Below are 19,390 nucleotides of genomic sequence, written 5' to 3'. Positions count from 1 at the left end.
CGATGGCGTTCACCGCCGGAGCCAAGATCCGCGCCGCCGACCTCAACCGGCTCGGCGCGCTCGTCGGGCGCAACCAGCGCACCACCAACTCCGCGGCCATCACCACCATCGCGCGGGTGCTGTCCACCACGGCCCCGGTCGTCGCAGGCCGCACCTACCGGGTCACCTGCTACGGGGAGCTGTTCGGCAACAGCGGCGCGGCAACCACGCAGAACGAGCTCCGCCACACCACGAACAACACCGAGCCCACGACCACCTCACCGATCCTCGGGCGGGCACTGGTGCGCCACGACTCCACCATCGGCATCCCGGACACCTGCGTGATCGTCGCGTACTTCTACGCCTCGGCCACCGGAACCCTTCGGGTCGCGGTGTGCACGCAGCGGGTCGCCGGGACGGTGACGGTCGCCTGGACCGCGGCCCCCGACTTCCCCATGTCCCTGACCGTCGAGGACGTCGGAGACACCATCGCCACCACCGGAACCGTGTACTGACCCACCGACCGCGGCGCCGGGCCGATGCTCCCGGTCCGGCGTCGCACCCACCGACAGGAGACAGGAGCGGCCATGAACGACACGAAGGGCCCGGACCGTGGAACTGCTCGCGACGGCCGCGACCGACCCCGACCTGCTCAGCACCGTGTTCGGCGCGCTGCCCGACCTGGGCTCGCTCGGTGGCGCGCTGGCACTGGTGGTGGTGGTCCTGCGGTGGACCGCGTCGGAGCGCAAGTCGTGGCAGGAGGAGAGGATGCAGTGGCAGGCGGAACGGCTGGCCTTGCTGGACGAGGCGCGCCAGTTGCGGGGCGAGCTGCGCGGACGCGACAGCGGTTCGCCGCCGTCGCTCTCGTCGTCGGGGTGATCGCCTACGGCGGGTACGCGCTGAACCGGTCCGCCGACCGGATCGAGCAGCAGCAGACGACGGTCGTCGCCGAGCAGGCCCTCGTCGAGGTGTCGGACCCGCTGGCGGCGCTGTGCGAGTCCGATCCGACGATCCGTGCCCGGGTGGGCCCGGCGTGCGACACCGCCGCACAGGTCGCCTCAGCGCCCCCCGAGTCGCCCGTGGACGGCCTCGACGGGACCGACGGCAGGGACGGACGGGACGGGCTCGATGGGGCGGACGGGCAGTCTCCGGCATGTCTGCTGGAGCCGACCATGTGCCGCGGAGCGGACGGTGCCGACGGACGTGACGGCATGGACGGACGGGATGGCGTAGACGGTGTTGCGGGTCGAGACGGTGTCGATGGCGCGCCGGGCCGGGACGGTTCTCCTGCGGCCGAGCTAGTTGTGAATGAGGCGGACGGCTCGCAGTTGCGCTGCCCCCGCACCGGAGGGGATGACACGGCGCCTGAGTACACGTGCACCCGCGTGTGAGCAGCCGTACGTCGGCGACCGGAACGGCGGTAGGTCACTCGCTCTCACTCACGGTCACATGCCGCGCGTGATCAACTTCTGGTCCTGGCTCCGGGCCTGCTGCCCGTGCCGCCGCCCGCGACCCAACCCTCCGTGGTGGGTCCCGCCGCGCACCCGCCCGGACCGGCCTCCGGGTCGTCACCGGGCGGTGTGACTTTCACGCAGGTTCGTGGTGTGCGCGGTGCTCGTCGAGAGCGGGCGCCCGGCCACCCTGCAGTACTTCGAGGGTGCGTTCTGATGGCGCTGGCACGCGGGTGGTCGGTGGCGCTGCGCGGCGTCGACGGGCACGTGGTCGAGATCGAGGCCGACGTCGGCGGCGGGCTGCCGGGCGTCCACCTGCTGGGGCTGCCGGACGCGGCGCTGCAGGAGTCGCGCGACCGGGTGCGGGCGGCCGTCGTCAACTCCGGGGTGGTGTGGCCCAACCAGCGGATCGTGCTGGCGCTGAGCCCGGCCACGCTGCGCAAGACCGGGTCGGGGTTCGACCTGGCGCTCGCCTGCTGCGTGCTGGCGGCGGCCGAGCACGTGCCGCAGCACGCGCTCGACGGCACGGTCCTGCTCGGCGAGCTGGCGCTGGACGGGCGGCTGCGCCCGGTCCGCGGGATCCTGCCCGCGCTGCTGGCCGCCCGCACCGCCGGGATGCGCCGGGTCGTGGTGCCGGAGTCGGCGCTGGCCGAGGCCGCGCTGGTTCCCGACATCGAGGTGCTCGGCGCGGCGGACCTGAGAGAGGTGCTCGACTGGCTGCGCGGCGGCGCGCCGCTGCGCACGCCCGGCCCCGTCGTCGACGCCGACGGGCCGGAGCCACCCGACCTCGCCGACGTCGTCGGGCAGGACGACGCCCGGCACGCGCTGGAGGTGGCGGCCGCGGGGGGACACCACCTGCTGCTGGTCGGCCCGCCGGGCACCGGCAAGACGTTGCTGGCGCAGCGCCTGGTGGGGCTGCTGCCACGGCTCGCGGCCGACGACGCACTGGCGCTGGCGGCGGTGCGGTCGGTGGCGGGCCGGCTGCCCGCCGACGCCCCGCTGGCCACGCTCCCGCCGGTGGAGGCGCCGCACCACTCCAGCTCGATGGCCGCGCTCGTCGGCGGCGGTAGCGGACTGGCCCGGCCGGGGGCGGTGTCGCTCGCGCACCGCGGCGTGCTGTTCCTGGACGAGGCCCCCGAGTTCGGAGGGCACCTGCTCGACGCCCTGCGCACCCCGCTGGAGGAGGGCGAGGTCCGGATCGCCCGGGCGGAGGGCACCGTGCGCTACCCGGCCCGGTTCCAGCTCGTGCTGGCGGCGAACCCGTGCCCCTGCGCACCGGCCCACGACCGCGACTGCGTGTGCTCGTCGCTGGTCCGCCGCCGCTACCTGGGCAGGCTCTCCGGTCCGCTGCTCGACCGCGTCGACCTGCGGGCCGCGATGTACCCCGTCACCACCTTCGCCGCCGCGGCCGACGGGGAGGACACCGCCACCGTCGCCGCCCGGGTGCGGGAGGCGCGGGCGGCCGCCGCGCAGCGCTGGGCCGGGTGCGGGTGGCGGACCAACGCCGAGGTGCCGGGGCCCGCACTGCGGTCGCGCTTCGGGCTGCCCGACGCCACGGTCCGCCCGCTCGACGCGGGCATGCGCAGCGGTGCGCTCACCGCGCGGGGGGCCGACCGGGCACTGCGGGTGGCCTGGACGCTGGCCGACCTGGCGGGGGCCGCCCGGCCGCGGCCCGAGCACGTCGAGGCGGCGCTGTACTTCCGCGACCGGAGGGCGGCGTGAACGCGGTGCCGGAGGAGGTGCTGCGGGCGCGCGCCTACCTGTCCCGGGTCGCGGAGCCGCCCGCCCCGGGGTTGGCCGAGCTGGTGGCCGAGATCGGTCCGGTGCGGGCGGCCGAGCGGGTGCGCCGGGGCGAGCTGGGTGAGCGGGCGGCCGCGGAGACCTCGGCCCGCCGTTCGGTGGAGCGGGCGGAGGCCGACCTGCGCGCCGCCGCAGCGGCCGGGGTCCGGTTGCTCACCCCGGAACACCCGGACTGGCCCGCGGCGCCGCTGGCCGATCTCGCCGCCTGCGGCGTCGGGGATCTGGCGCCGCCGGTGGCGCTCTGGGTGCGGGGGCCCGGGCACCTGGCCGCGCTCTGCGCCCGGGCGGCCGGGGTGGTGGGGGCCAGGGCGGCCACCGCTTACGGCCTGCACGTGGCCGGCGAGTTCGGCGCGGGGCTGGCCGGGACCGGCCACACCGTCGTCTCCGGTGCGGCCATCGGGATCGACGGCGCCGCGCACCGGGGCGCACTCGGCGTCGCGGGCCCCACGGTGGCGGTGCTCGCGTGCGGCGCGGATCGCGCCTACCCGGCGGCGCACCAGGGCCTGCTCGCCCGCATCGCCGAGACCGGGCTGGTGGTGAGCGAGTACCCGCCGGGGAGCGTGCCGGCCCGGCACCGGTTCCTGGTGCGCAACCGGCTGATCGCCGGGCTGTCCGCGGCCACCGTGGTGGTGGAGGCCGGCCTGCGCAGCGGGGCCACGCGGACCGCCACCGACGCCGCCACCCTCGGTCGCCCGGTGCTCGCGGTGCCCGGCCCCGTCACCTCGGGGGTGTCCGCCGGGTGCCACCGGCTGGTGCGTGACGGGGCGGTGCTGGTCACCAGGGTCGAGGAGGTGCTGGAGGAGCTGGGCCCCATCGGGGCGCACCTCGCGGCCGACCCGCCGGGCGCCCGCCTCGCGCTCGACGCGCTCGACCCCGTCGGTCGCCTCGTCCACGACGCCCTGCCGGCCCGCGAGGCGCGCGAGGTGGGCTGGCTGGCCCGGGAGGCGGGGGTGCCGGTCGGGGCGGTGCGCGTCGCGCTCGTCGACCTGGAGCGGCGCGGGATGGTCGACCACCGCGACGGGCGCTGGCAGCTGCGCCCGCAGCACCTGCGGGCGGGGGGCTGAGCACCCCCCGCGGCGGCGGCCTCACCGGGCGACCCGGCCCGGCGGGCGACGCGGCCCGGTGCGCGACACGGCAGGCGCGGTGCTTGACCCGGTTCGGCCGGGGCCGGACCGTCGCGGTGTGTCCCCGCCGCCGGTCCCCGCCGCCCAGCCGGACCCCGCCGCCCCGGTCGGGGCCGCGCTGGAGGCGTTCGCGGCGTACCTGGAGCTGGAGCGCGGGCGGTCGGCGCACACGGTCCGGGCCTACCGCGGGGACCTGGACGGCCTGCTGTCCCGCGTCGACGACCTCGCCGCCCTCGATCTCGCCCTGCTCCGCCGCTGGCTCGCCGAGGGGCACGCGGCCGGGCTCGGGCGGTCGACGCTGGCCCGGCGGGCCGCGGCCGCCCGGACGTTCACCGCGTGGGCGCACCGGACCGGACGGCTCGCGGCCGACCCGGGGGCGTCGCTGGTGTCCCCGCGCCCCCGGCCGGCGCTGCCGGACGTGCTCGACACCGCCGAGACCGAGTCGCTGTTCGCCGCCGCGGTGGCCGGGGCGGCCGAGGGGGAACCGGTGGCCCTGCGCGACCTGGCGGTCGTCGAGCTGCTCTACGCGACCGGCGTGCGGGTGGGGGAGCTGTGCGGGCTCGACGTCGACGACGTCGACCACGAGCGTCGCGCCCTGCGGGTGCTCGGCAAGGGCAACCGGGAACGCAGCGTCGTCTACGGTGTCCCGGCCGGGCGGGCGCTGCGTCGCTGGCTCGACGTCGGGCGCCCGGCACTGGCGCGGAGCTCCTCGCCGCCCGCCCTGTTCCTGGGGGCGCGTGGGGGGCGGCTCGACCAGCGGATCGTGCGGGGCGTCGTGCACGCCGCCGCGGGGGCCGTGCCGGGTGCACCCGACACCGGCCCGCACGGGCTCCGGCACGCCGCCGCCACCCACATGTTGGCGGGCGGCGCGGACCTTCGTTACGTACAGGAGTTACTCGGTCACGCTAAGCTAGCAACGACTCAGCTGTACACCCACGTGACCGTCGAGCGTCTGAAGGTGGTTCATGAGCAGGCACACCCCAGGGCGTAGCGCGGTCCTGGATCGATCGGTGCAGCTCACCGGTCTGGGCGGGGCCGTGGTCGCGGCGCTCGCCAAGCGCGAGCAGGAGCTGACGGAGCGGGCTCCGGTGGTGGCTGCGGGCCCCGCCGTCGCGGCACCCGGGGCGGGCACGCCCGTCGAGCAGCTCTGGAAGTCCTACCTGGCCGGGCCGACACGCCCGGTTCGCGACCGGCTGCTCGTCCACTACACCCCGCTCGTCCGGGCGGTCGCGCACCGCACCGCCGCCGGACTGCCCGGCCACGTCGACCTGTCCGACCTGGTCCAGTCCGGCGTCTTCGGTCTCATCGACGCCGTGGAGCGGTTCGACCCGGAGCGCTGCCCGCGCTTCGAGAGCTACGCGGCGCAACGCATCCGGGGCGCGATCCTCGACGAGCTGCGCGCCCAGGACTGGGTGCCGCGCACCATCCGGGGGCGGGCGCGGGAGTTCGACCGGGCCCGCCAGCGACTCGACGCCCGCCTGGCCCGCGCGGCCACCGACCACGAGCTGGCCGCGGACCTGGGTGTGGCACTGCGCGAGCTGCGGACGGCGGGCCGGCACGTGCAGCTGGTGAGCGTCGAGGCGATGGACGAGGGGGGCGGGCTCTCCGAGGTGCTCGCCGACGACACCGCACCGGACCCGATGGCGGTGGTCCAGGCCCGGGAGACGTACCGGCAGCTCTCCGTCGCGGTGGCCCAGCTCGGGGAGCGCGACCGGCTGGTGGTGCAGATGTACTACCTGGAGAACCGCACGCTCGCCGAGATCGGCCGCTGCCTCGGCGTCACCGAGTCCCGGGTGTGCCAGCTGCACACCCGGCTGGTCGGGCGCCTGCGCGGGCGGCTGCAGGAGCTGGCGGCCGGGTGACCCGTCAGCCCGGCCACGGGTCGGGCACCGGCAGCAGGCGGACCCGCGGCGGGAGCAGCAGCACGAGCGGGTCGACGTAGACGGTGCGGTCGCGGCGCGCGCCCCAGTGCAGGCAGGCCGGATCGGGACAGCCGGGGTGGTCAGGTGCCAGCGACCCGAGCACGGCCCCCGCCGGCACCACCTGTCCCGTGGTGACGGCGGGTTCCACCGGCTCGTAGGTGGTCCGCAGGCCGTCGTCGTGCTGCACCGACACCAGCGGCCGCCCACCGACCGCGCCCGCGAACACCACCGTGCCGCCCCGTGCGGCCAGCACCGGCTGTCCCGGCACGCCCGCGAGGTCGACGCCGCGGTGCCCGGGCCCGTAGGCGTGCTCCGGGGCGCGGAACGGCGTGCGCACCGGCGGTGCCGGGAGCAGCGGCCACGCGTACCCCGCGCCGGGCGCCGGGACCCCCGCCCCCGGTACGGGTGACGGCCCCGGTCCGGGGGGTGGCGGGACGGGTGAGGGAAGCGGCGGGACCGGCCCGGGGAGTGGCGGGACGGGTGCGGGCGGAGGCAGGGGCGGCCCAGGCGGTGCCGGGACCGGTCCGGCACGCGCCGGGGATGCCGGTGGCGGGACCGCTGCCGCGGCGACCGTGGGTGCCGGTGAAGCGGCCGCGGCGATCGCGGGTGCCGGTGCCGCGACGAGGACCGCCCCCGCGGCGGCCCCGGTGACCGGAATCGACCCCGGATCCCCGACGACCCCGACGACGAGGGCGACGACGACCAGCACCACCCCGACCGACGCGCCACACGCCCACACCGCGCGCCGTCGCACACGCTGTGGCCGGTCGCACGGGTTGGAGGGTGTGCGAGCGACGTCCACCTGTGCGACGGCCACCGCCTCGCCCACCGGAGCGCCGCCGTCCCCGCCCCTGCCCACCTCGTCTCCGCCCATCTCGTCTCCGCCCATCTGGTCTCCGCCCACCTCGCCCCCGCCCACCTCGCCGCTTTCCGCCCGCACACCGCCCGTCCGTCTCCCCCTCGCCACTGCGCCACCCGCCGCTCCGCCGCCTCCCGGACGGGCGACCGGCGGGGCCGTCACCACCCGCCCCGGGCGTCTCGGTCCATGCCCCCAGGCTGCCGCGCATCGGCCGGGACGGCGGGCCGTGCCGCGGTCCTGTGGACGGGGCCGGGGCGAGGTGGACAGCTGGCGGACGCCCGGTGAGGGGCACCCGGGCCCCGGCGTACACTCGACCTGCACCCCGTTTGCCCGGGGTGACTTCGCGCGCTCGCGTACCCACCCCGCGCACTCCACGGGGCGGGATCGGTGGCCGGGCGGTCCCGCAGGTGTCGTTCACCGGTGGGTCCGGACGCCGACGCGGCGCCAGGGCGGAACCGCCGACCGGCGCTCCGCACAACCGCCCGCGTGGCCCGCAGTGATGTCGAACTGCTCAGGCCGCGCCCCGACCGAGAGGTGAACACCGGCCATGGCCGTCGTCACCATGAAGCAGCTGCTCGACAGCGGCGTGCACTTCGGGCACCAGACCCGACGCTGGAACCCGAAGATGAAGCGCTACATCCTCACCGAGCGCAACGGCATCTACATCATCGACCTGCAGCAGACGCTGTCCTACATCGACCGGGCCTACGAGTTCGTGCGCGAGACCGTCGCGCACGGCGGCACGATCATGTTCGTGGGCACGAAGAAGCAGGCGCAGGAGGCCATCGCCGACGAGGCGGGCCGCGTCAACATGCCGTATGTCAACCAGCGCTGGCTGGGCGGCATGCTCACCAACTTCCAGACCGTCCACAAGCGCCTTCAGCGGATGAAGGAGCTCGAGACGATGGAGCAGACGGGGGGCTTCGAGGGTCGCACCAAGAAGGAGATCCTCATGCTCACCCGCGAGAAGACCAAGCTCGAGAAGACGCTCGGCGGGATCCGGGACATGACCAAGGTCCCGAGCGCGGTGTGGATCGTCGACACCAAGAAGGAGCACATCGCCGTCGGCGAGGCCCGCAAGCTGGGCATCCCGGTCGTCTCCATCCTGGACACCAACTGCGACCCCGACGAGGTCGACTTCCCGATCCCGGGCAACGACGACGCGATCCGTTCCGCGGCGCTGCTGACCAAGGTCGTGGCGCAGGCGGCGGCCGACGGCCTGATGCAGCGCTCGCGCGCCCGCGGTGGCGACGGCGGCGAGGAGAAGGCCGCGGCCGAGGAGCCGCTCGCCGAGTGGGAGCAGGAGCTGCTCACCAGCGGCGCCGGCTCCGACGGGGCGAGCCTCACCGCCGCCTCGGCACCGGCGGAGGCGCCCAACCCGGCCGCCGAGCCCGCGCCGGCCACCACCAGCAACGGCACCCAGACCGCCAGCTGACCGCCACCGCCCCGGGCCGTACACCGGCCCGGGGCGGTTCCGGTCGCATCGACGAAGGACGAAGACTCACCATGGCGAACTACACCGCCGCCGACGTCAAGAAGCTCCGCGACCTCACCGGGTCCGGGATGATGGACTGCAAGAAGGCGCTCGAGGAGTCCGACGGCGACTTCGACAAGTCCGTCGAGCTGCTGCGCATCAAGGGCGCGAAGGACATCGACAAGCGCGCCGGCCGCGAGACGGCCAACGGCCTCGTCGTCGCCGAGGGCGGCACGATGGTCCAGCTCAACTGCGAGACCGACTTCGTCGCCAAGAGCGAGGACTTCCAGAAGCTCGCCGACGCGATCCTGCGGGTCGCCGTGGCCGACAAGCCCGCCGACCTCGACGCGCTGAAGGCGGCGAAGCTCGACGACGGCACCGTCGAGGACGCCGTCCTCGCGCTCTCGGCCCGCATCGGCGAGAAGCTCGAGCTCAAGCGCTACATCCACGTCGACGGCCCGGTGGCGCTGTACCTGCACCGCCGCGCGTCGGACCTGCCGCCCGCGATCGGCGCGCTGGTCAGCTACGACGGGGCCGACGAGAACGTCGTCAAGGGTGTGGCGATGCACATCGCCGCGGCCCGCCCGGCGTACACCACGCGCGACGAGGTCCCGGCCGAGGTGATCGAGAACGAGCGCCGCATCGCCGAGGCCACCGCCCGCGAGGAGGGCAAGCCCGAGCAGGTGCTGCCCCGCATCGTCGACGGCCGGATCAACGGCTTCTACAAGGACGTCGTGCTGCTCGAGCAGCCGTCGGTGCAGGACTCGAAGAAGACCGTGAAGGCCCTGCTCGACGAGGCCGGCGTCACCGTCAAGACGTTCGCGCGCTTCGAGGTCGGCCAGGCCTGATGACCGAACCCGGAGTCGACACCGACCACCGTCCCGGATTCCGCCGAGTGCTCCTCAAGCTCGGCGGGGAGATGTTCGGCGGTGGTGCCGTCGGTGTCGACCCCGAGGTCGTCGAGACCGTCGCCCGGCAGATCGCCGAGGTCGTCGCCTCGGGGGCGCAGGTGGCGGTCGTCATCGGCGGCGGCAACTTCTTCCGCGGCGCCGAGCTGCAGGACCGGGGCATGGAACGGTCCCGGGCCGACTACATGGGCATGCTCGGCACCGTCATGAACTGCCTGGCGATGCAGGACTTCCTGGAGCGCGAGCACCACATCGACACGCGCGTGCAGACCGCCATCACGATGGGGCAGGTCGCCGAGGCCTACATCCCGCGGCGCGCGATCCGGCACCTGGAGAAGGGCCGCGTCGTGATCTTCGGCGCGGGGGTGGGCATGCCCTACTTCTCCACCGACACCGCCGGTGCGCAGCGGGCGCTGGAGATCGGCGCCGAGGCGTTGCTGCTGGCCAAGGGCGTCGACGGCGTGTTCACCGCCGACCCGAAGCTCGACCCGGGCGCGAAGCTGTACGAGGAGATCACCCACCGCGAGGTGCTGGAGCAGGGGCTCAAGGTCGCCGACGCCACCGCCTTCAGCCTCTGCATGGACAACAGGATGCCGATCATCGTGTTCAACCTGCTCATCGAGGGCAACATCGCCCGCGCGGTGCGGGGTGAGAGGATCGGGACGCTGGTCAGTACGCCAGGGGAAAGGTAGGTACGTCGTGATCGACGAGACGCTCTTCGACGCCGAGGAGAAGATGGAGAAGGCCGTCTCCGTCGCCAAGGACGACCTCGCCTCGGTCCGCACCGGCCGCGCCACGCCGAACATGTTCTCCCGGGTCGTGGTCGACTACTACGGCGCGATGACCCCGATCAACCAGCTGGCCTCGATCTCCATCCCGGAGGCCCGCATGGTGATCATCAAGCCGTACGACGCGAGCTCGCTCAAGGCGCTGGAGAAGGCCATCCGCGAGTCCGACCTCGGGCTCAACCCCGGCAACGACGGCCAGATCATCCGGTGCGTCATCCCGCAGCTGTCCGAGGAGCGCCGCCGCGAGATGGTCAAGGTCGCGCGGAGCAAGGGCGAGGACGCGCGGGTCACCGTCCGCAGCGTGCGCCGCAAGGCGATGGACGAGCTCGGCCGGATCGTCAAGGACGGCGAGGCGGGCGAGGACGAGGTGGCCCGGGCCGAGAAGGAGCTGCAGGCCACCGTCGACCGGTACGTCCACCAGATCGACGACCTGGTGAAGCACAAGGAAGCCGAACTCCTCGAAGTCTGAGCCGGTGTCCACCTCCGCATCGCGTGACCTGCCGTTCGCGGCCGCCGGGTCACCACTGACCCCCGGCGAGTCGGCGGTGCCACGCGTCCCGAAGTCGGCGCGGCTGGGGCGGAACCTGTTCGCGGCGATCGCGGTGGGCCTGTCGATGGGCGCGATCATCCTGTCGTCGCTGCTGATCGTGCGGTTCTTCTTCATCGCGGTGCTGGCGGTGTCGGCGGCCATCGCCACCTGGGAGCTGGCCGGGGCGTTGCGGCGCGGGGCGGGCATCGAGGTGCCGCTCCCGGTGGTGCTCGTCGGGGGGCAGCTGACGATCTGGCTGGCCTGGCCGTTCGGCGTCGCGGGGCTGGCCGGCTCCTTCGCGCTGACGATGGTGGCCACCCTGCTGTGGCGGATGCGCGGGGGTGCCTCGCACTACGTCCGCGACGTCACCGCCACCGTGTTCACCGCCGCCTACGTGCCGATGTGCTGCGGTTTCGCCGTGCTGATGACGGTGGCGCCCGACGGGCTCGGCCGGATCCTGACGTTCATGCTCCCGGTCATCGCCTCCGACGTCGGGGGCTACGCGGCCGGGGTGCTGTTCGGCCGCCACCCGATGGCGCCGACGATCAGCCCGAAGAAGTCCTGGGAGGGTTTCGCCGGCTCGCAGCTCGCGGGCATGGCCACCGGGGCGCTGTGCGTGCACCTGTTCCTGGGCGGGCCGTGGCTGGTCGGCGTGCTCACCGGCTCGCTGCTGGTGGTCTCCGCGACGCTGGGCGACCTCGTCGAGTCGATGATCAAGCGCGACCTGGGCATCAAGGACATGGGGAACCTGCTGCCCGGCCACGGCGGCATGATGGACCGGCTCGACTCGCTGCTGCCCACCGCGGTCGTCGCCTGGCTGGTGCTGAGCGTGCTCGTCCCGGTATGAGCACCATCCCCAGCCCCAATCTCTGGAACTGGCCCGAGGTCTACGAGCAGGAGAACCGCGCGCAGGACGTCGACGGCGCCATCTGGGACGCGCTGCGCGCCGACGCCCCGTGGGCAGGCGCCGACGTGGTCGACGTCGGCTGCGGCGACGGCTTCCACCTGCCGGTGTTCGCCCGCGAGGCGGCCTCGGTGATCGGGGTGGAGCCGCACCCGCCGCTCGTCGAGCGGGCCCGGCGGCGCGGGCTGACGGTCCTGGAGGGCGGCGCCGCGGCGCTGCCGCTGCCGCCGTCCTCGGTCGATCTGCTCCACGCGCGCACCGCCTACTTCTTCGGGGCGGGCTGCGAGCCGGGGCTGGCCGAGGCGCGCCGCGTGCTGCGTCCCGGCGGGGCGCTCGCGATCGTCGACCTGGACGCCACCGTGGCCCCCTACGGCGACTGGATGCGCGCCGACATCCCGCACTACGACCCCGTGGCGGCCGAGCGGTTCTTCGTCCGGCGCGGGTTCTCGCTGCGCCGCGTCGCCACCCGCTGGGCGTTCCTGGACCGCGCGACGCTGGAGGCGGTGCTGCGCATCGAGTTCTCCCGGGCCACGGCCGACCGCGCGCTCGCGGCCGTGCCGGGCCTGGAGATCCCGGTGGGCTACCGGGTGCACGTGCGGCGGTTCAGCCGAGGGTGAGCTCGGTGCCCGACACCGTGACGGGCACGCTCGCCAGCCCCGACTGGGCGGGCCCGGTGAGCACGGCGCCGGAGAGGTCGAAGCGGCTGTCGTGGCACGGGCAGACGATCGCCGCACCGTCCACGGCGTTGACGTTGCAGCCCTGGTGCGGGCACACGGTGGAGAACGCGGCGAAGCTGCCCGCCGTGGCCTGGGTGACGACGACCGCGCGGTCGGCGAAGATCGTGGCGCCCCCGACGGGGACGTCGCTGGTGGGGCCCAGCGGCCCGTCCGCGGCGACGGGGGCGGAGGTGGTCGCGGCCGAGCAGCCGGCGACGGCCAGGCCTGCGGTCAGCGCCGCGGCACCGACGACGACGGTGCGGCGGTCCAGCGGGGAGTGGGGCACGGAGTACTCCAGGTGGTGGTGGGGAGCGGGGCGTCCGGGCCAACACTGGCACAGCCGGGCGTAGCGATACCGTGAGAAGCATGGCGAGGACGGTCACGCTCTCCGCCGCCGCGGTGCTCGCACTGGGCGGTGGTGCCGGGTGGTTGGTGGGGAGTTCGGCGCTGGACGCGGGCACGGGCACGGTAGTGCTGGCCGCCGGGATCGCGGTGACGGTGTGGCTGGTCGTCGTCGGCAGCCGGGACGCCGCGGAACGGCCGATGGAGCGCTGGCGCAGCCGCCGCCTGCTGCGGCTGGCCGTGGTCGGGCTGATCGCGATCGTCGGCTGCTCGGCGCTGCTGGGGTTCACCCCGTACGGCGAGCTGGCGGTGCCGCTCGGGTTCGGGGTGATCGGTGCGCTGCTGGTGCCGGCCTCGTCGCTGCTGGGCGACCGCACCTACCTGCTGCTGGGCGCGGCGTTGCTGCTGCTCGCCGCGCTGGGCGCGTTCCTGGCGCTGAACTCGGTGGGCCAGCTCTACCCGCGCGGGCTCGTCGGGCTGGGCGCCGGGGCGCTGCTGTGGGCCGCGTCGGCGTACCGGTCCGGCCTGGTCGCGCGGCTGCGCGGCACCCACTACCGGTAGCTGATCGTCCGCATCATCCCGTCCTCCATGTGGTAGTGGTTGTGGCAGTGGATCATCCACTCGCCCGGGTTGTCGGCGCGCCAGTCGAACGCCAGCTCGCCGCCGCGCGCGGCCACGACCGCGGTGTCCTTGCGGGGCCGCCCGGCGGTCGTCAGCTGGAAGTGGTGCCCGTGCAGGTGCACCGGATGGTGGTGGGCGCCCTCGTTGCGGACGGTGACCCGCACCCACTCGCCGTGGTGCACCGGCAGGGGCTCGCCGGGGGCGAGCCCGGCGACGTCGATGTCGGTGCCGCGCAGCGTCAGCGCGTAGGTGCGGTCGGGGACCCCGGCCTCCGGGACCCGGGACGGGCCGGTGGCGACGAGGTCGTCGTAGGTGAGCAGCCGGCCGTCGAGCTCGGCGGGACGGGCGTCGGCGGGCGGGGCGGCCGTGGCGGGCGCGTCGGTGTGGCGCAGCACGGCCCGGCCGAAGCCGGTCTTGCCCTCGGCGAGCACGCCGATCTGCCAGGCGCCCGGCACGGCCGCGTCGACGAGGACGTCGTAGCGCTCGCCCATCCCGATCCGGATCGCGTCGACGGTGACCGGCCGCACCGCCATCCCGTCGCTGTGGGTCACGGTCAGCGGATGGCCGTCGATCGCGAACCGGAACCCGGTGTCGGCGGCGGCGTTGACCACCCGGAGCCGGACCCGGTCGCCGCGGCGCACCTCGAATATGGCCGGGTCGGCCGGGGGCCGGGCGTTGACCAGCATGAGTGCGTACGAGCGGCCACCGAACGAGACGCGGTCGGGCCCGCCGGGGTCCTCGGCGGCGTCCGTCCCGCCGAAGGCCCCCGAGCCGCCGGGCGGGGAGCCGTGCCCGGCGTGCCCACCGGCCGGCGCGGCGTCGAGGCCGTCGCGCCAGTCGTCGAGCAGCAGGGTGTACTCGCGGTCGTAGGCCAGCTCCTCCGCGGCGGGTTCGACGACCAGCGCGCCGTACAGGCCGCGGTCGAGCTGGTGCCCGGAGTGGGCGTGGTACCAGTGCGTCCCCGCGTCGGGCACGGCGAAGGCGTACTCGAAGGAGGCGCCGGGGTCGATCGGCGGCTGGGTGAGTCCCGGCGTGCCGTCCATCGGGTTGACCAGCGAGATCCCGTGCCAGTGCACCGTCGTCGGCTCGGGCAGGGCGTTGGTGAGCGGGACGCGCAGCGTCTCGCCGGCCCGCAGCCGGATCTCCGGGCCGGGGACGGTGCCCCCGTATCCCCACGTCGTGGCCCGGGTGCCGGCGAGGTCGATCCCGACCTCGCCGGCACCCAGCGGCACCGTCAGCCCCGGGGGCGCCGGCATCCCGCCCGCGCAGCCGCCGAGCGCGACCAGCCCGGCCCCCAGACCGGCCAGGCGCAGGAACTGGCGCCGGGTCGTCACGCGACGGTGAACTCGCGGAGCATGCCGAGCGTGAAGTGCGGCGGGCCGGTGCCCTCGGTGGTCGGGGTGGTGCCCTCGGGCAGGAAGCAGGCCGCGACGTAGCGGCCCGGCGTCGCGTCGATGAAGGAGGTGTCGCTCTCGCCGGGGGCGGCGAAGACGATGCCGACGAGCTGCACCGAGGCCAGCGCCTCCTCCATCGGCAGCGCCAGCACGTCGGCGACGGGCAGGGTGACGTCGTCGTTGATGCGGGCGAGCACGATCTCGTGGAAGTCCTCGCCCTCGTTGGTCAGCGTGACGGCCGACTGCCCGGCCGGGAGGGAGTCGGGCAGGCCCTGGAACTCGAAGTCGACGGCGGTCACCGACGTCTCCTCGAAGCCGCAGTCGGCCAGCGCCGTCGCGTCGACCTCGTCCTCGGCGGCGGCGAACGCGGGGGACTCGGTGCCCGAGAAGTCGCCGGTGGACAGGCTCTGCGTGGAGGTCTCGACCAGGGTGTCGACGGAGTCCTTGATCTCCGCGGGCGCGGTCTCCTGCGCGGTGGTGAACAGCGGTCCGAGGGCCTGCAGCTGCTGGGCCAGCACGCCCTGCAGGGCCTCCGGCGGCAGCGCCTCCGGGGGTGGCGAGCTCGCGAACACCGACTCGATCTGCACCAGAGCGCTGCAGAACTCCGGGGTCCGGTCGGCCGGGGCGGGTGCGGGGGCGGCCGGGGCGGTGGCGGGTGCGCCGCCGCAGGCGGCCAGGGTCACGAGCAGGGCGGCGGCGGCCAGTACCGCTGCTCCGCGCCGGGTCGGGTGGGTCGTCATCGGGGCTCCTCCTCGGGTGCGGCGTCCTGGTCGGGAGGAGCGGACGACCGCGGGCGGCGATACCGGCGGATGGTCACGGTCCGGTCACGGTGTGGCCGTCGACGCGGACGGGCGGCCCCCGGGCGTCGGTGGTCGGCCCGGTGGCGCAGCCGGCGAGCAGGGCGGCGGTCGGGGCGCGCAGCACCTGGCACACTGGAGTGGTCATGACTTCCCTCCCGCTCGTCTTCGACGCGCCCCGCCGTGCGCTCCCGCCCCGCCACCTCGCCGACCTCGATCCCGCCGAGCGCCGCGCCGCCGTCGCCGAGCTGGGGTTGCCCGGCTTCCGCGCCGACCAGGTCGCGCGGCACTACTTCGGCCGGTTCACCGCCGACGTCGACGCGATGACCGACCTGTCACCCGCCGCCCGCGACGTGCTGCGTCCGCTGCTGCCCGAGCTGGTCACCCCGGTGCTCGAGCAGGCCTGCGACGACGGCGCCACGCGCAAGACGCTGTGGAAGGGCCACGACGGCACCCGTGCGGAGTCGGTGCTGATGGGCTACCCCGACCGCGCCACGGTCTGCGTGTCGAGCCAGGCGGGCTGCGGGATGGCCTGCCCGTTCTGCGCCACCGGCCAGGGCGGGCTGGAACGCAACATGTCGACGGGCGAGATCGTCGAGCAGGTCCGGCAGGCCGCCGCGGCCGCCCGGGACGGGGCGCTGGGCGCGCCCGCACGGCTGTCGAACGTCGTGTTCATGGGCATGGGCGAGCCGCTGGCCAACTACAAGCGCGTGGTGGCGGCGCTGCGCCGGATCACCTCACCGGCGCCGGACGGCCTGGGCATCTCCGCGCGCGGCGTCACCGTGTCGACGGTGGGGCTGGTCCCCGCCATCGACAAGCTCGCCGCCGAGGGCCTGCCCGTCACGCTCGCGGTGTCGCTGCACACCCCCGACGACGAGCTGCGCGACACCCTGGTGCCGGTCAACAACCGGTGGAAGGTCGACGAGGTGCTCGACGCCGCGCGCCGCTACGCGATGACCACCGGGCGGCGCGTGTCGATCGAGTACGCGCTGATCCGCGACGTCAACGACCACCCGTGGCGCGCCGACCTGCTCGGCAAGAAGCTCGCGCAGCGCATCGGCAAGCACCGCGTGCACGTCAACCTCATCCCGCTCAACCCCACCCCGGGCAGCGAGTGGGACGCCTCCCCGCGCCGGGTGCAGGACGAGTTCGTGCGGCGCGTCGAGGCCGCCGGGGTGGCGTGCACGGTGCGCGACACCCGGGGCCGGGAGATCGCCGCGGCCTGCGGGCAGCTGGCCGCCTCCGAGGCGTGACCGAGCCGTACGACGGCGGGCTGCTCGACGTCGGCGACGGTCAGCGGATCCGCTGGGACGTCCGCGGCAACCCCGAGGGCACCCCTGCGGTCGTGGTGCACGGCGGCCCGGGCTCGGGTGCGCCCACCGGGACGCACCGCTCGTTCGACCCCGACCGCTACCGGGTCGTGCAGTTCGACCAGCGCGGGTGCGGCGGCTCGCTCCCGCACGCGAGCGATCCGGGCACCTCGCTGGCGACCAACACCACCGCGCACCTCGTCGCCGACCTGGAGCGGCTGCGCAGCCACCTCGGGATCGGGAGCTGGGTGGTGTTCGGCGGCTCGTGGGGCTCGACGCTCGCCGGCCTACGCCCAGGCCCACCCGGAGCGGGTGCGCGCGATGGTGCTGGTCGCGGTCACCACGACCCGGCGCAGCGAGATCGACTGGCTCTACCGCGGCGTCGGCCGGTTCCTGCCGCGGGAGTGGGCCGCGTTCCGCGCGCATCACGACGACGAGGACCTGCTCGGCGGCTACGCCCGGCTGCTCGCCGACCCGGACGCCGGTGTGCGGGAGCGGGCCGCGCTGGCCTGGGCGACGTGGGAGGACGCGATCCTCGCGCTCGAGCCGGGTGGGCGGCCGGTCTTCACCCCGCGCCCCGGGCCCGACCTGCTCGCCCTGACCCGGCTGTGCGCCCACTACTTCTCGCACGGGGCGTTCCTGGAGGAGGGGGTCCTGATCCGCGAGGCGGGTCGGCTGGCCGGCGTCCCCGGCGTGCTGGTCCACGGCCGCCTCGACCTCGGTGGCCCGCTCACCACCGCCTGGGAGCTGGCCCGGGCGTGGCCGGGGGCGGAGCTGCACGTCGTCGAGGACGCCGGGCACCTGGGCAACGCCGAGTCCGGCCGCCTGATCCGCGCGGCGCTGGCCCGCTTCGCGGGGAGCTGAGGGACGACGACGTCGTCGCCGGACGAGGTGATCCGACGGCACGGCGAGCAGCACCGGCTGCGGCGGCGAGCGGGCCCGAGGACCGGGTCATGATCGCCATGAGTGGTGCAGAGCGGTCACGGATGGCACCTTTCCCCCACTTGTGGCGATCATGGCGGGCAGCCGGGCTCCGCGGGCCGAGGTGGGCCCCGGCGCCGGTGGGGTGGGTGGGAGCTGCGCCCGCCGAGGAGTTCGCGCGCATCGACCCGGCGACGTCGCGTTCGGTGGCGCACCGGGCGGCGCCGGCGAAGGCCGGTCCCCGGCCGCTGATCACCCCAGCCCGAGGACCTCCGCCAGGTCGAAGTCGACGGCCTGCTCCAGCTGCGCGTAGGTGCACGACTCCGGGGTGCGGTCGGGACGCCAGCGGACGAACTGGGCGGTGTGCCGGAACCGCACGCCCTCCATGTAGTCGTAGCGCACCTCGACCACCCGCTCGGGCCGCAGCGGTGTGAACGAGAGGTCCTTGCCGTTGTTCCAGCGGCTGCCCTCGCCCTTGCGTGGGGTGCGCTCGCCCTCCTCCTGCCTCGCCCACGCCCACGGGTGGTCGTCGAACGTGGTGACCAGCGGCTGCAGCTCGTCGAACAGCTCCCGGCGCCGGGCCATCGGGAACGCGCCGATCACCCCGACGGACGCGAGGACGCCGCGGTCGTCGAACAGACCGAGCAGCAGCGAGCCGATCGCGTCCGGCCCGGACTTGTGCACCCGGTACCCGGCCACCACGCAGTCGCAGGTGCGCTCGTGCTTGATCTTGGCCATGACGCGCTTGTCGGGCTGGTAGGTCTGCTCCGCCTTCTTGGCGATCAGCCCGTCGAGCCCGGCCCCCTCGAACTGCTCGAACCACTGCTGGGCGAGCGCGCTGTCGCGGGTGAGCGGGGTGACGTGCACCGGCGGCTTCGCCCCGCCCAGCGCCCGCTCCAGTGCGGCGCGGCGCTCGGCGAACGGGAGGCCGGTGAGGTCGTCGTCGCCCAGGGCCAGCAGGTCGAACGCGACGAAGCTGGCCGGGGTGGTCTCGGCCAGCATCTTCACCCGGCTCGCGGCGGGGTGGATGCGCTGCTGCAGTACCTCGAAGTCGAGCGTGTTGTGCTCGCGGTCGAGCACCACGATCTCGCCGTCGATCACCGCCCGGTCCGGGAAGTTCGCCTTCACCGCCTCGACGACCTCCGGGAAGTACCGCGTCATCGGCTTCTCGTTGCGGCTGCCGATCTCCACGTCGTCGCCGTCGCGGAAGATGATCGAGCGGAAGCCGTCCCACTTCGGTTCGTAGAGCTGGCCGTCGGGGATGGCGGCCACGGGCTTGGCCAGCATGGGTTTCACCGGCGGCATGACGGGCAGGTCCACGGGCGCCATAGTGCACGGTCGGCGGCGCCCGTGGGACCCGGTCGTCGGATCGCGGTGTCGGATCGCGGTGTCGGATCGCGGTGTCAGATCCTGGTGTCAGATCGTGGTCTTCAGGATGCAGATCGCGAGGTGCGCGGCGAGCACCCCCGGGTCCGCCTCGCACGCGCGCAGCGCGTCCGCGATCGTCGTGCGTACCCCGGACAGGCCGTTCAGCAGGTCGTTCATGGTGAT

The 19,390-nt window shown here is 74.9% G+C and carries 23 protein-coding genes and 1 pseudogene; 17 read left to right on the top strand and 7 right to left on the bottom strand.

Annotated features, from left to right (window positions below; all coding sequences use genetic code 11):
- Window positions 1-2: 2 nt before the first annotated feature.
- The 7 genes from PHY01_RS16170 (at window position 3) to PHY01_RS16140 (ending at window position 6,216) form a co-directional block, all read left to right on the top strand.
- Window positions 3-494: a hypothetical protein gene (locus PHY01_RS16170; RefSeq protein ID WP_141279570.1), complete on the top strand. Its 492-nt coding sequence runs from the start codon at window positions 3-5 to the stop codon at window positions 492-494.
- Between the two features lie 97 nt (window positions 495-591).
- Entirely contained in the window at window positions 592-858 is a 267-nt protein-coding gene (locus PHY01_RS16165) for a hypothetical protein (RefSeq protein ID WP_141279568.1), read from the top strand.
- Window positions 855-1,370: a hypothetical protein gene (locus PHY01_RS16160; protein WP_141279566.1), complete on the top strand. Its 516-nt coding sequence runs from the start codon at window positions 855-857 to the stop codon at window positions 1,368-1,370. The genes PHY01_RS16165 and PHY01_RS16160 overlap by 4 nt, the downstream gene beginning before the upstream one ends.
- Window positions 1,371-1,646: 276 nt before the next feature.
- On the top strand, window positions 1,647-3,152 hold the full coding sequence (locus tag PHY01_RS16155) for a YifB family Mg chelatase-like AAA ATPase (protein WP_141279564.1): 1,506 nt from the start codon (window positions 1,647-1,649) through the stop codon (window positions 3,150-3,152).
- The gene (gene dprA, locus PHY01_RS16150; RefSeq protein ID WP_141279562.1) at window positions 3,149-4,294 is read left to right on the top strand and encodes a DNA-processing protein DprA; all 1,146 of its coding nucleotides are present in this window, start codon (window positions 3,149-3,151) and stop codon (window positions 4,292-4,294) included. The genes PHY01_RS16155 and dprA overlap by 4 nt, the downstream gene beginning before the upstream one ends.
- 118 nt (window positions 4,295-4,412) lie before the next feature.
- Entirely contained in the window at window positions 4,413-5,345 is a 933-nt protein-coding gene (locus PHY01_RS16145; protein ID WP_141279560.1) for a tyrosine-type recombinase/integrase, read from the top strand.
- Window positions 5,320-6,216, top strand: coding sequence for a FliA/WhiG family RNA polymerase sigma factor (locus PHY01_RS16140; RefSeq protein WP_141279558.1), 897 nt, complete (start codon window positions 5,320-5,322; stop codon window positions 6,214-6,216). Before PHY01_RS16145 ends, PHY01_RS16140 begins: the two co-directional genes overlap by 26 nt.
- A gap of 4 nt (window positions 6,217-6,220) precedes the next feature.
- On the opposite strand, the gene PHY01_RS27670 is transcribed toward PHY01_RS16140, so the two are convergent.
- On the bottom strand, window positions 6,221-6,613 hold the full coding sequence (locus PHY01_RS27670) for a M23 family metallopeptidase (protein WP_246085942.1): 393 nt from the start codon (window positions 6,611-6,613) through the stop codon (window positions 6,221-6,223).
- A 1,069-nt stretch (window positions 6,614-7,682) separates the two neighbouring features.
- Between PHY01_RS27670 and rpsB the strand changes: the two genes are divergently transcribed.
- From rpsB to PHY01_RS16105, 6 genes are all read left to right on the top strand, one after another.
- Window positions 7,683-8,570, top strand: a complete 888-nt coding sequence (rpsB, locus tag PHY01_RS16130; RefSeq protein WP_141279556.1) for a 30S ribosomal protein S2 — start codon at window positions 7,683-7,685, stop codon at window positions 8,568-8,570.
- Window positions 8,571-8,641: 71 nt separating this feature from the next.
- A complete protein-coding gene (gene tsf / locus PHY01_RS16125; protein ID WP_141279554.1) occupies window positions 8,642-9,457 on the top strand; it encodes a translation elongation factor Ts in 816 nt (271 codons plus the stop codon).
- Complete coding sequence (gene pyrH / locus PHY01_RS16120) at window positions 9,457-10,209, top strand: UMP kinase (RefSeq protein ID WP_141279552.1); 753 nt, start codon at window positions 9,457-9,459, stop codon at window positions 10,207-10,209. Before tsf ends, pyrH begins: the two co-directional genes overlap by 1 nt.
- Window positions 10,210-10,216: 7 nt before the next feature.
- On the top strand, window positions 10,217-10,774 hold the full coding sequence (frr, locus tag PHY01_RS16115; RefSeq protein WP_141279549.1) for a ribosome recycling factor: 558 nt from the start codon (window positions 10,217-10,219) through the stop codon (window positions 10,772-10,774).
- A gap of 4 nt (window positions 10,775-10,778) precedes the next feature.
- Complete coding sequence (locus PHY01_RS16110; protein WP_141279547.1) at window positions 10,779-11,681, top strand: phosphatidate cytidylyltransferase; 903 nt, start codon at window positions 10,779-10,781, stop codon at window positions 11,679-11,681.
- Complete coding sequence (locus PHY01_RS16105; protein ID WP_141279545.1) at window positions 11,678-12,355, top strand: class I SAM-dependent methyltransferase; 678 nt, start codon at window positions 11,678-11,680, stop codon at window positions 12,353-12,355. The genes PHY01_RS16110 and PHY01_RS16105 overlap by 4 nt, the downstream gene beginning before the upstream one ends.
- Here PHY01_RS16105 and PHY01_RS16100 read toward each other — a convergent pair.
- Entirely contained in the window at window positions 12,342-12,740 is a 399-nt protein-coding gene (locus tag PHY01_RS16100; protein WP_246085941.1) for a Rieske (2Fe-2S) protein, read from the bottom strand. The two genes, PHY01_RS16105 and PHY01_RS16100, sit on opposite strands and share 14 nt — an antisense overlap.
- Before the next feature lie 80 nt (window positions 12,741-12,820).
- Here PHY01_RS16100 and PHY01_RS16095 point away from each other — a divergent pair, with 80 nt between their 5' ends.
- The gene (locus PHY01_RS16095; RefSeq protein WP_141279542.1) at window positions 12,821-13,357 is read left to right on the top strand and encodes a hypothetical protein; all 537 of its coding nucleotides are present in this window, start codon (window positions 12,821-12,823) and stop codon (window positions 13,355-13,357) included.
- Here PHY01_RS16095 and PHY01_RS16090 read toward each other — a convergent pair.
- From PHY01_RS16090 to PHY01_RS27990, 3 genes are all read right to left on the bottom strand, one after another.
- Window positions 13,348-14,751 carry a multicopper oxidase family protein gene (locus tag PHY01_RS16090; protein WP_218030187.1) on the bottom strand — a complete coding sequence of 468 codons (1,404 nt, stop codon included), beginning with the start codon at window positions 14,749-14,751 and terminating at the stop codon, window positions 13,348-13,350. The two genes, PHY01_RS16095 and PHY01_RS16090, sit on opposite strands and share 10 nt — an antisense overlap.
- Window positions 14,748-15,551: a hypothetical protein gene (locus tag PHY01_RS16085; RefSeq protein WP_141279540.1), complete on the bottom strand. Its 804-nt coding sequence runs from the start codon at window positions 15,549-15,551 to the stop codon at window positions 14,748-14,750. The genes PHY01_RS16090 and PHY01_RS16085 overlap by 4 nt, the downstream gene beginning before the upstream one ends.
- 73 nt (window positions 15,552-15,624) lie before the next feature.
- Window positions 15,625-15,756, bottom strand: a complete 132-nt coding sequence (locus PHY01_RS27990; protein WP_281283648.1) for a hypothetical protein — start codon at window positions 15,754-15,756, stop codon at window positions 15,625-15,627.
- On the opposite strand from PHY01_RS27990, the gene rlmN reads away from it, so the two are divergent.
- From rlmN to PHY01_RS28115, 3 genes and pseudogenes are all read left to right on the top strand, one after another.
- Window positions 15,755-16,861 carry a dual-specificity RNA methyltransferase RlmN gene (rlmN, locus tag PHY01_RS16080; RefSeq protein WP_141279538.1) on the top strand — a complete coding sequence of 369 codons (1,107 nt, stop codon included), beginning with the start codon at window positions 15,755-15,757 and terminating at the stop codon, window positions 16,859-16,861. The two genes, PHY01_RS27990 and rlmN, sit on opposite strands and share 2 nt — an antisense overlap.
- A pseudogene (locus PHY01_RS28120) lies at window positions 16,789-17,142 on the top strand (alpha/beta fold hydrolase); the annotation flags it as partial. The gene rlmN and the pseudogene PHY01_RS28120, both read left to right, overlap by 73 nt.
- Before the next feature lie 97 nt (window positions 17,143-17,239).
- A complete protein-coding gene (locus PHY01_RS28115) occupies window positions 17,240-17,782 on the top strand; it encodes an alpha/beta hydrolase family protein (protein WP_307723975.1) in 543 nt (180 codons plus the stop codon).
- Between the two features lie 309 nt (window positions 17,783-18,091).
- On the opposite strand, the gene PHY01_RS16070 is transcribed toward PHY01_RS28115, so the two are convergent.
- The gene (locus PHY01_RS16070) at window positions 18,092-19,159 is read right to left on the bottom strand and encodes an ATP-dependent DNA ligase (RefSeq protein ID WP_141279536.1); all 1,068 of its coding nucleotides are present in this window, start codon (window positions 19,157-19,159) and stop codon (window positions 18,092-18,094) included.
- 96 nt (window positions 19,160-19,255) lie between these two features.
- On the bottom strand, window positions 19,256-19,384 hold the full coding sequence (locus tag PHY01_RS27985; RefSeq protein ID WP_281283647.1) for a hypothetical protein: 129 nt from the start codon (window positions 19,382-19,384) through the stop codon (window positions 19,256-19,258).
- Window positions 19,385-19,390: the final 6 nt, after the last annotated feature.

The organism is Pseudonocardia hydrocarbonoxydans, assembly GCF_006539565.1.
Taxonomy (GTDB): Bacteria; Actinomycetota; Actinomycetes; order Mycobacteriales; family Pseudonocardiaceae; genus Pseudonocardia; species Pseudonocardia hydrocarbonoxydans.
Note: the sequence above shows the minus strand (reverse complement) of the source record. Positions and strands in the feature narration are given on the sequence as shown.

What these genes read in the sequence shown, in the direction of transcription:
- PHY01_RS27985 (WP_281283647.1), bottom strand. Translation starts at nt 19,384, where the DNA reads ATGAACGACCTGCTGAACGGCCTGTCCGGGGTACGCACGACGATCGCG.
- rpsB (WP_141279556.1), top strand. Translation starts at nt 7,683, where the DNA reads ATGGCCGTCGTCACCATGAAGCAGCTGCTCGACAGCGGCGTGCACTTC.
- pyrH (WP_141279552.1), top strand. Translation starts at nt 9,457, where the DNA reads ATGACCGAACCCGGAGTCGACACCGACCACCGTCCCGGATTCCGCCGA.
- PHY01_RS16170 (WP_141279570.1), top strand. Translation starts at nt 3, where the DNA reads ATGGCGTTCACCGCCGGAGCCAAGATCCGCGCCGCCGACCTCAACCGG.
- PHY01_RS16140 (WP_141279558.1), top strand. Translation starts at nt 5,320, where the DNA reads ATGAGCAGGCACACCCCAGGGCGTAGCGCGGTCCTGGATCGATCGGTG.
- PHY01_RS28115 (WP_307723975.1), top strand. Translation starts at nt 17,240, where the DNA reads ATGGTGCTGGTCGCGGTCACCACGACCCGGCGCAGCGAGATCGACTGG.
- tsf (WP_141279554.1), top strand. Translation starts at nt 8,642, where the DNA reads ATGGCGAACTACACCGCCGCCGACGTCAAGAAGCTCCGCGACCTCACC.
- PHY01_RS16085 (WP_141279540.1), bottom strand. Translation starts at nt 15,551, where the DNA reads ATGACGACCCACCCGACCCGGCGCGGAGCAGCGGTACTGGCCGCCGCC.
- PHY01_RS16095 (WP_141279542.1), top strand. Translation starts at nt 12,821, where the DNA reads ATGGCGAGGACGGTCACGCTCTCCGCCGCCGCGGTGCTCGCACTGGGC.
- rlmN (WP_141279538.1), top strand. Translation starts at nt 15,755, where the DNA reads ATGACTTCCCTCCCGCTCGTCTTCGACGCGCCCCGCCGTGCGCTCCCG.
- PHY01_RS16155 (WP_141279564.1), top strand. Translation starts at nt 1,647, where the DNA reads ATGGCGCTGGCACGCGGGTGGTCGGTGGCGCTGCGCGGCGTCGACGGG.
- PHY01_RS27990 (WP_281283648.1), bottom strand. Translation starts at nt 15,756, where the DNA reads ATGACCACTCCAGTGTGCCAGGTGCTGCGCGCCCCGACCGCCGCCCTG.
- PHY01_RS16105 (WP_141279545.1), top strand. Translation starts at nt 11,678, where the DNA reads ATGAGCACCATCCCCAGCCCCAATCTCTGGAACTGGCCCGAGGTCTAC.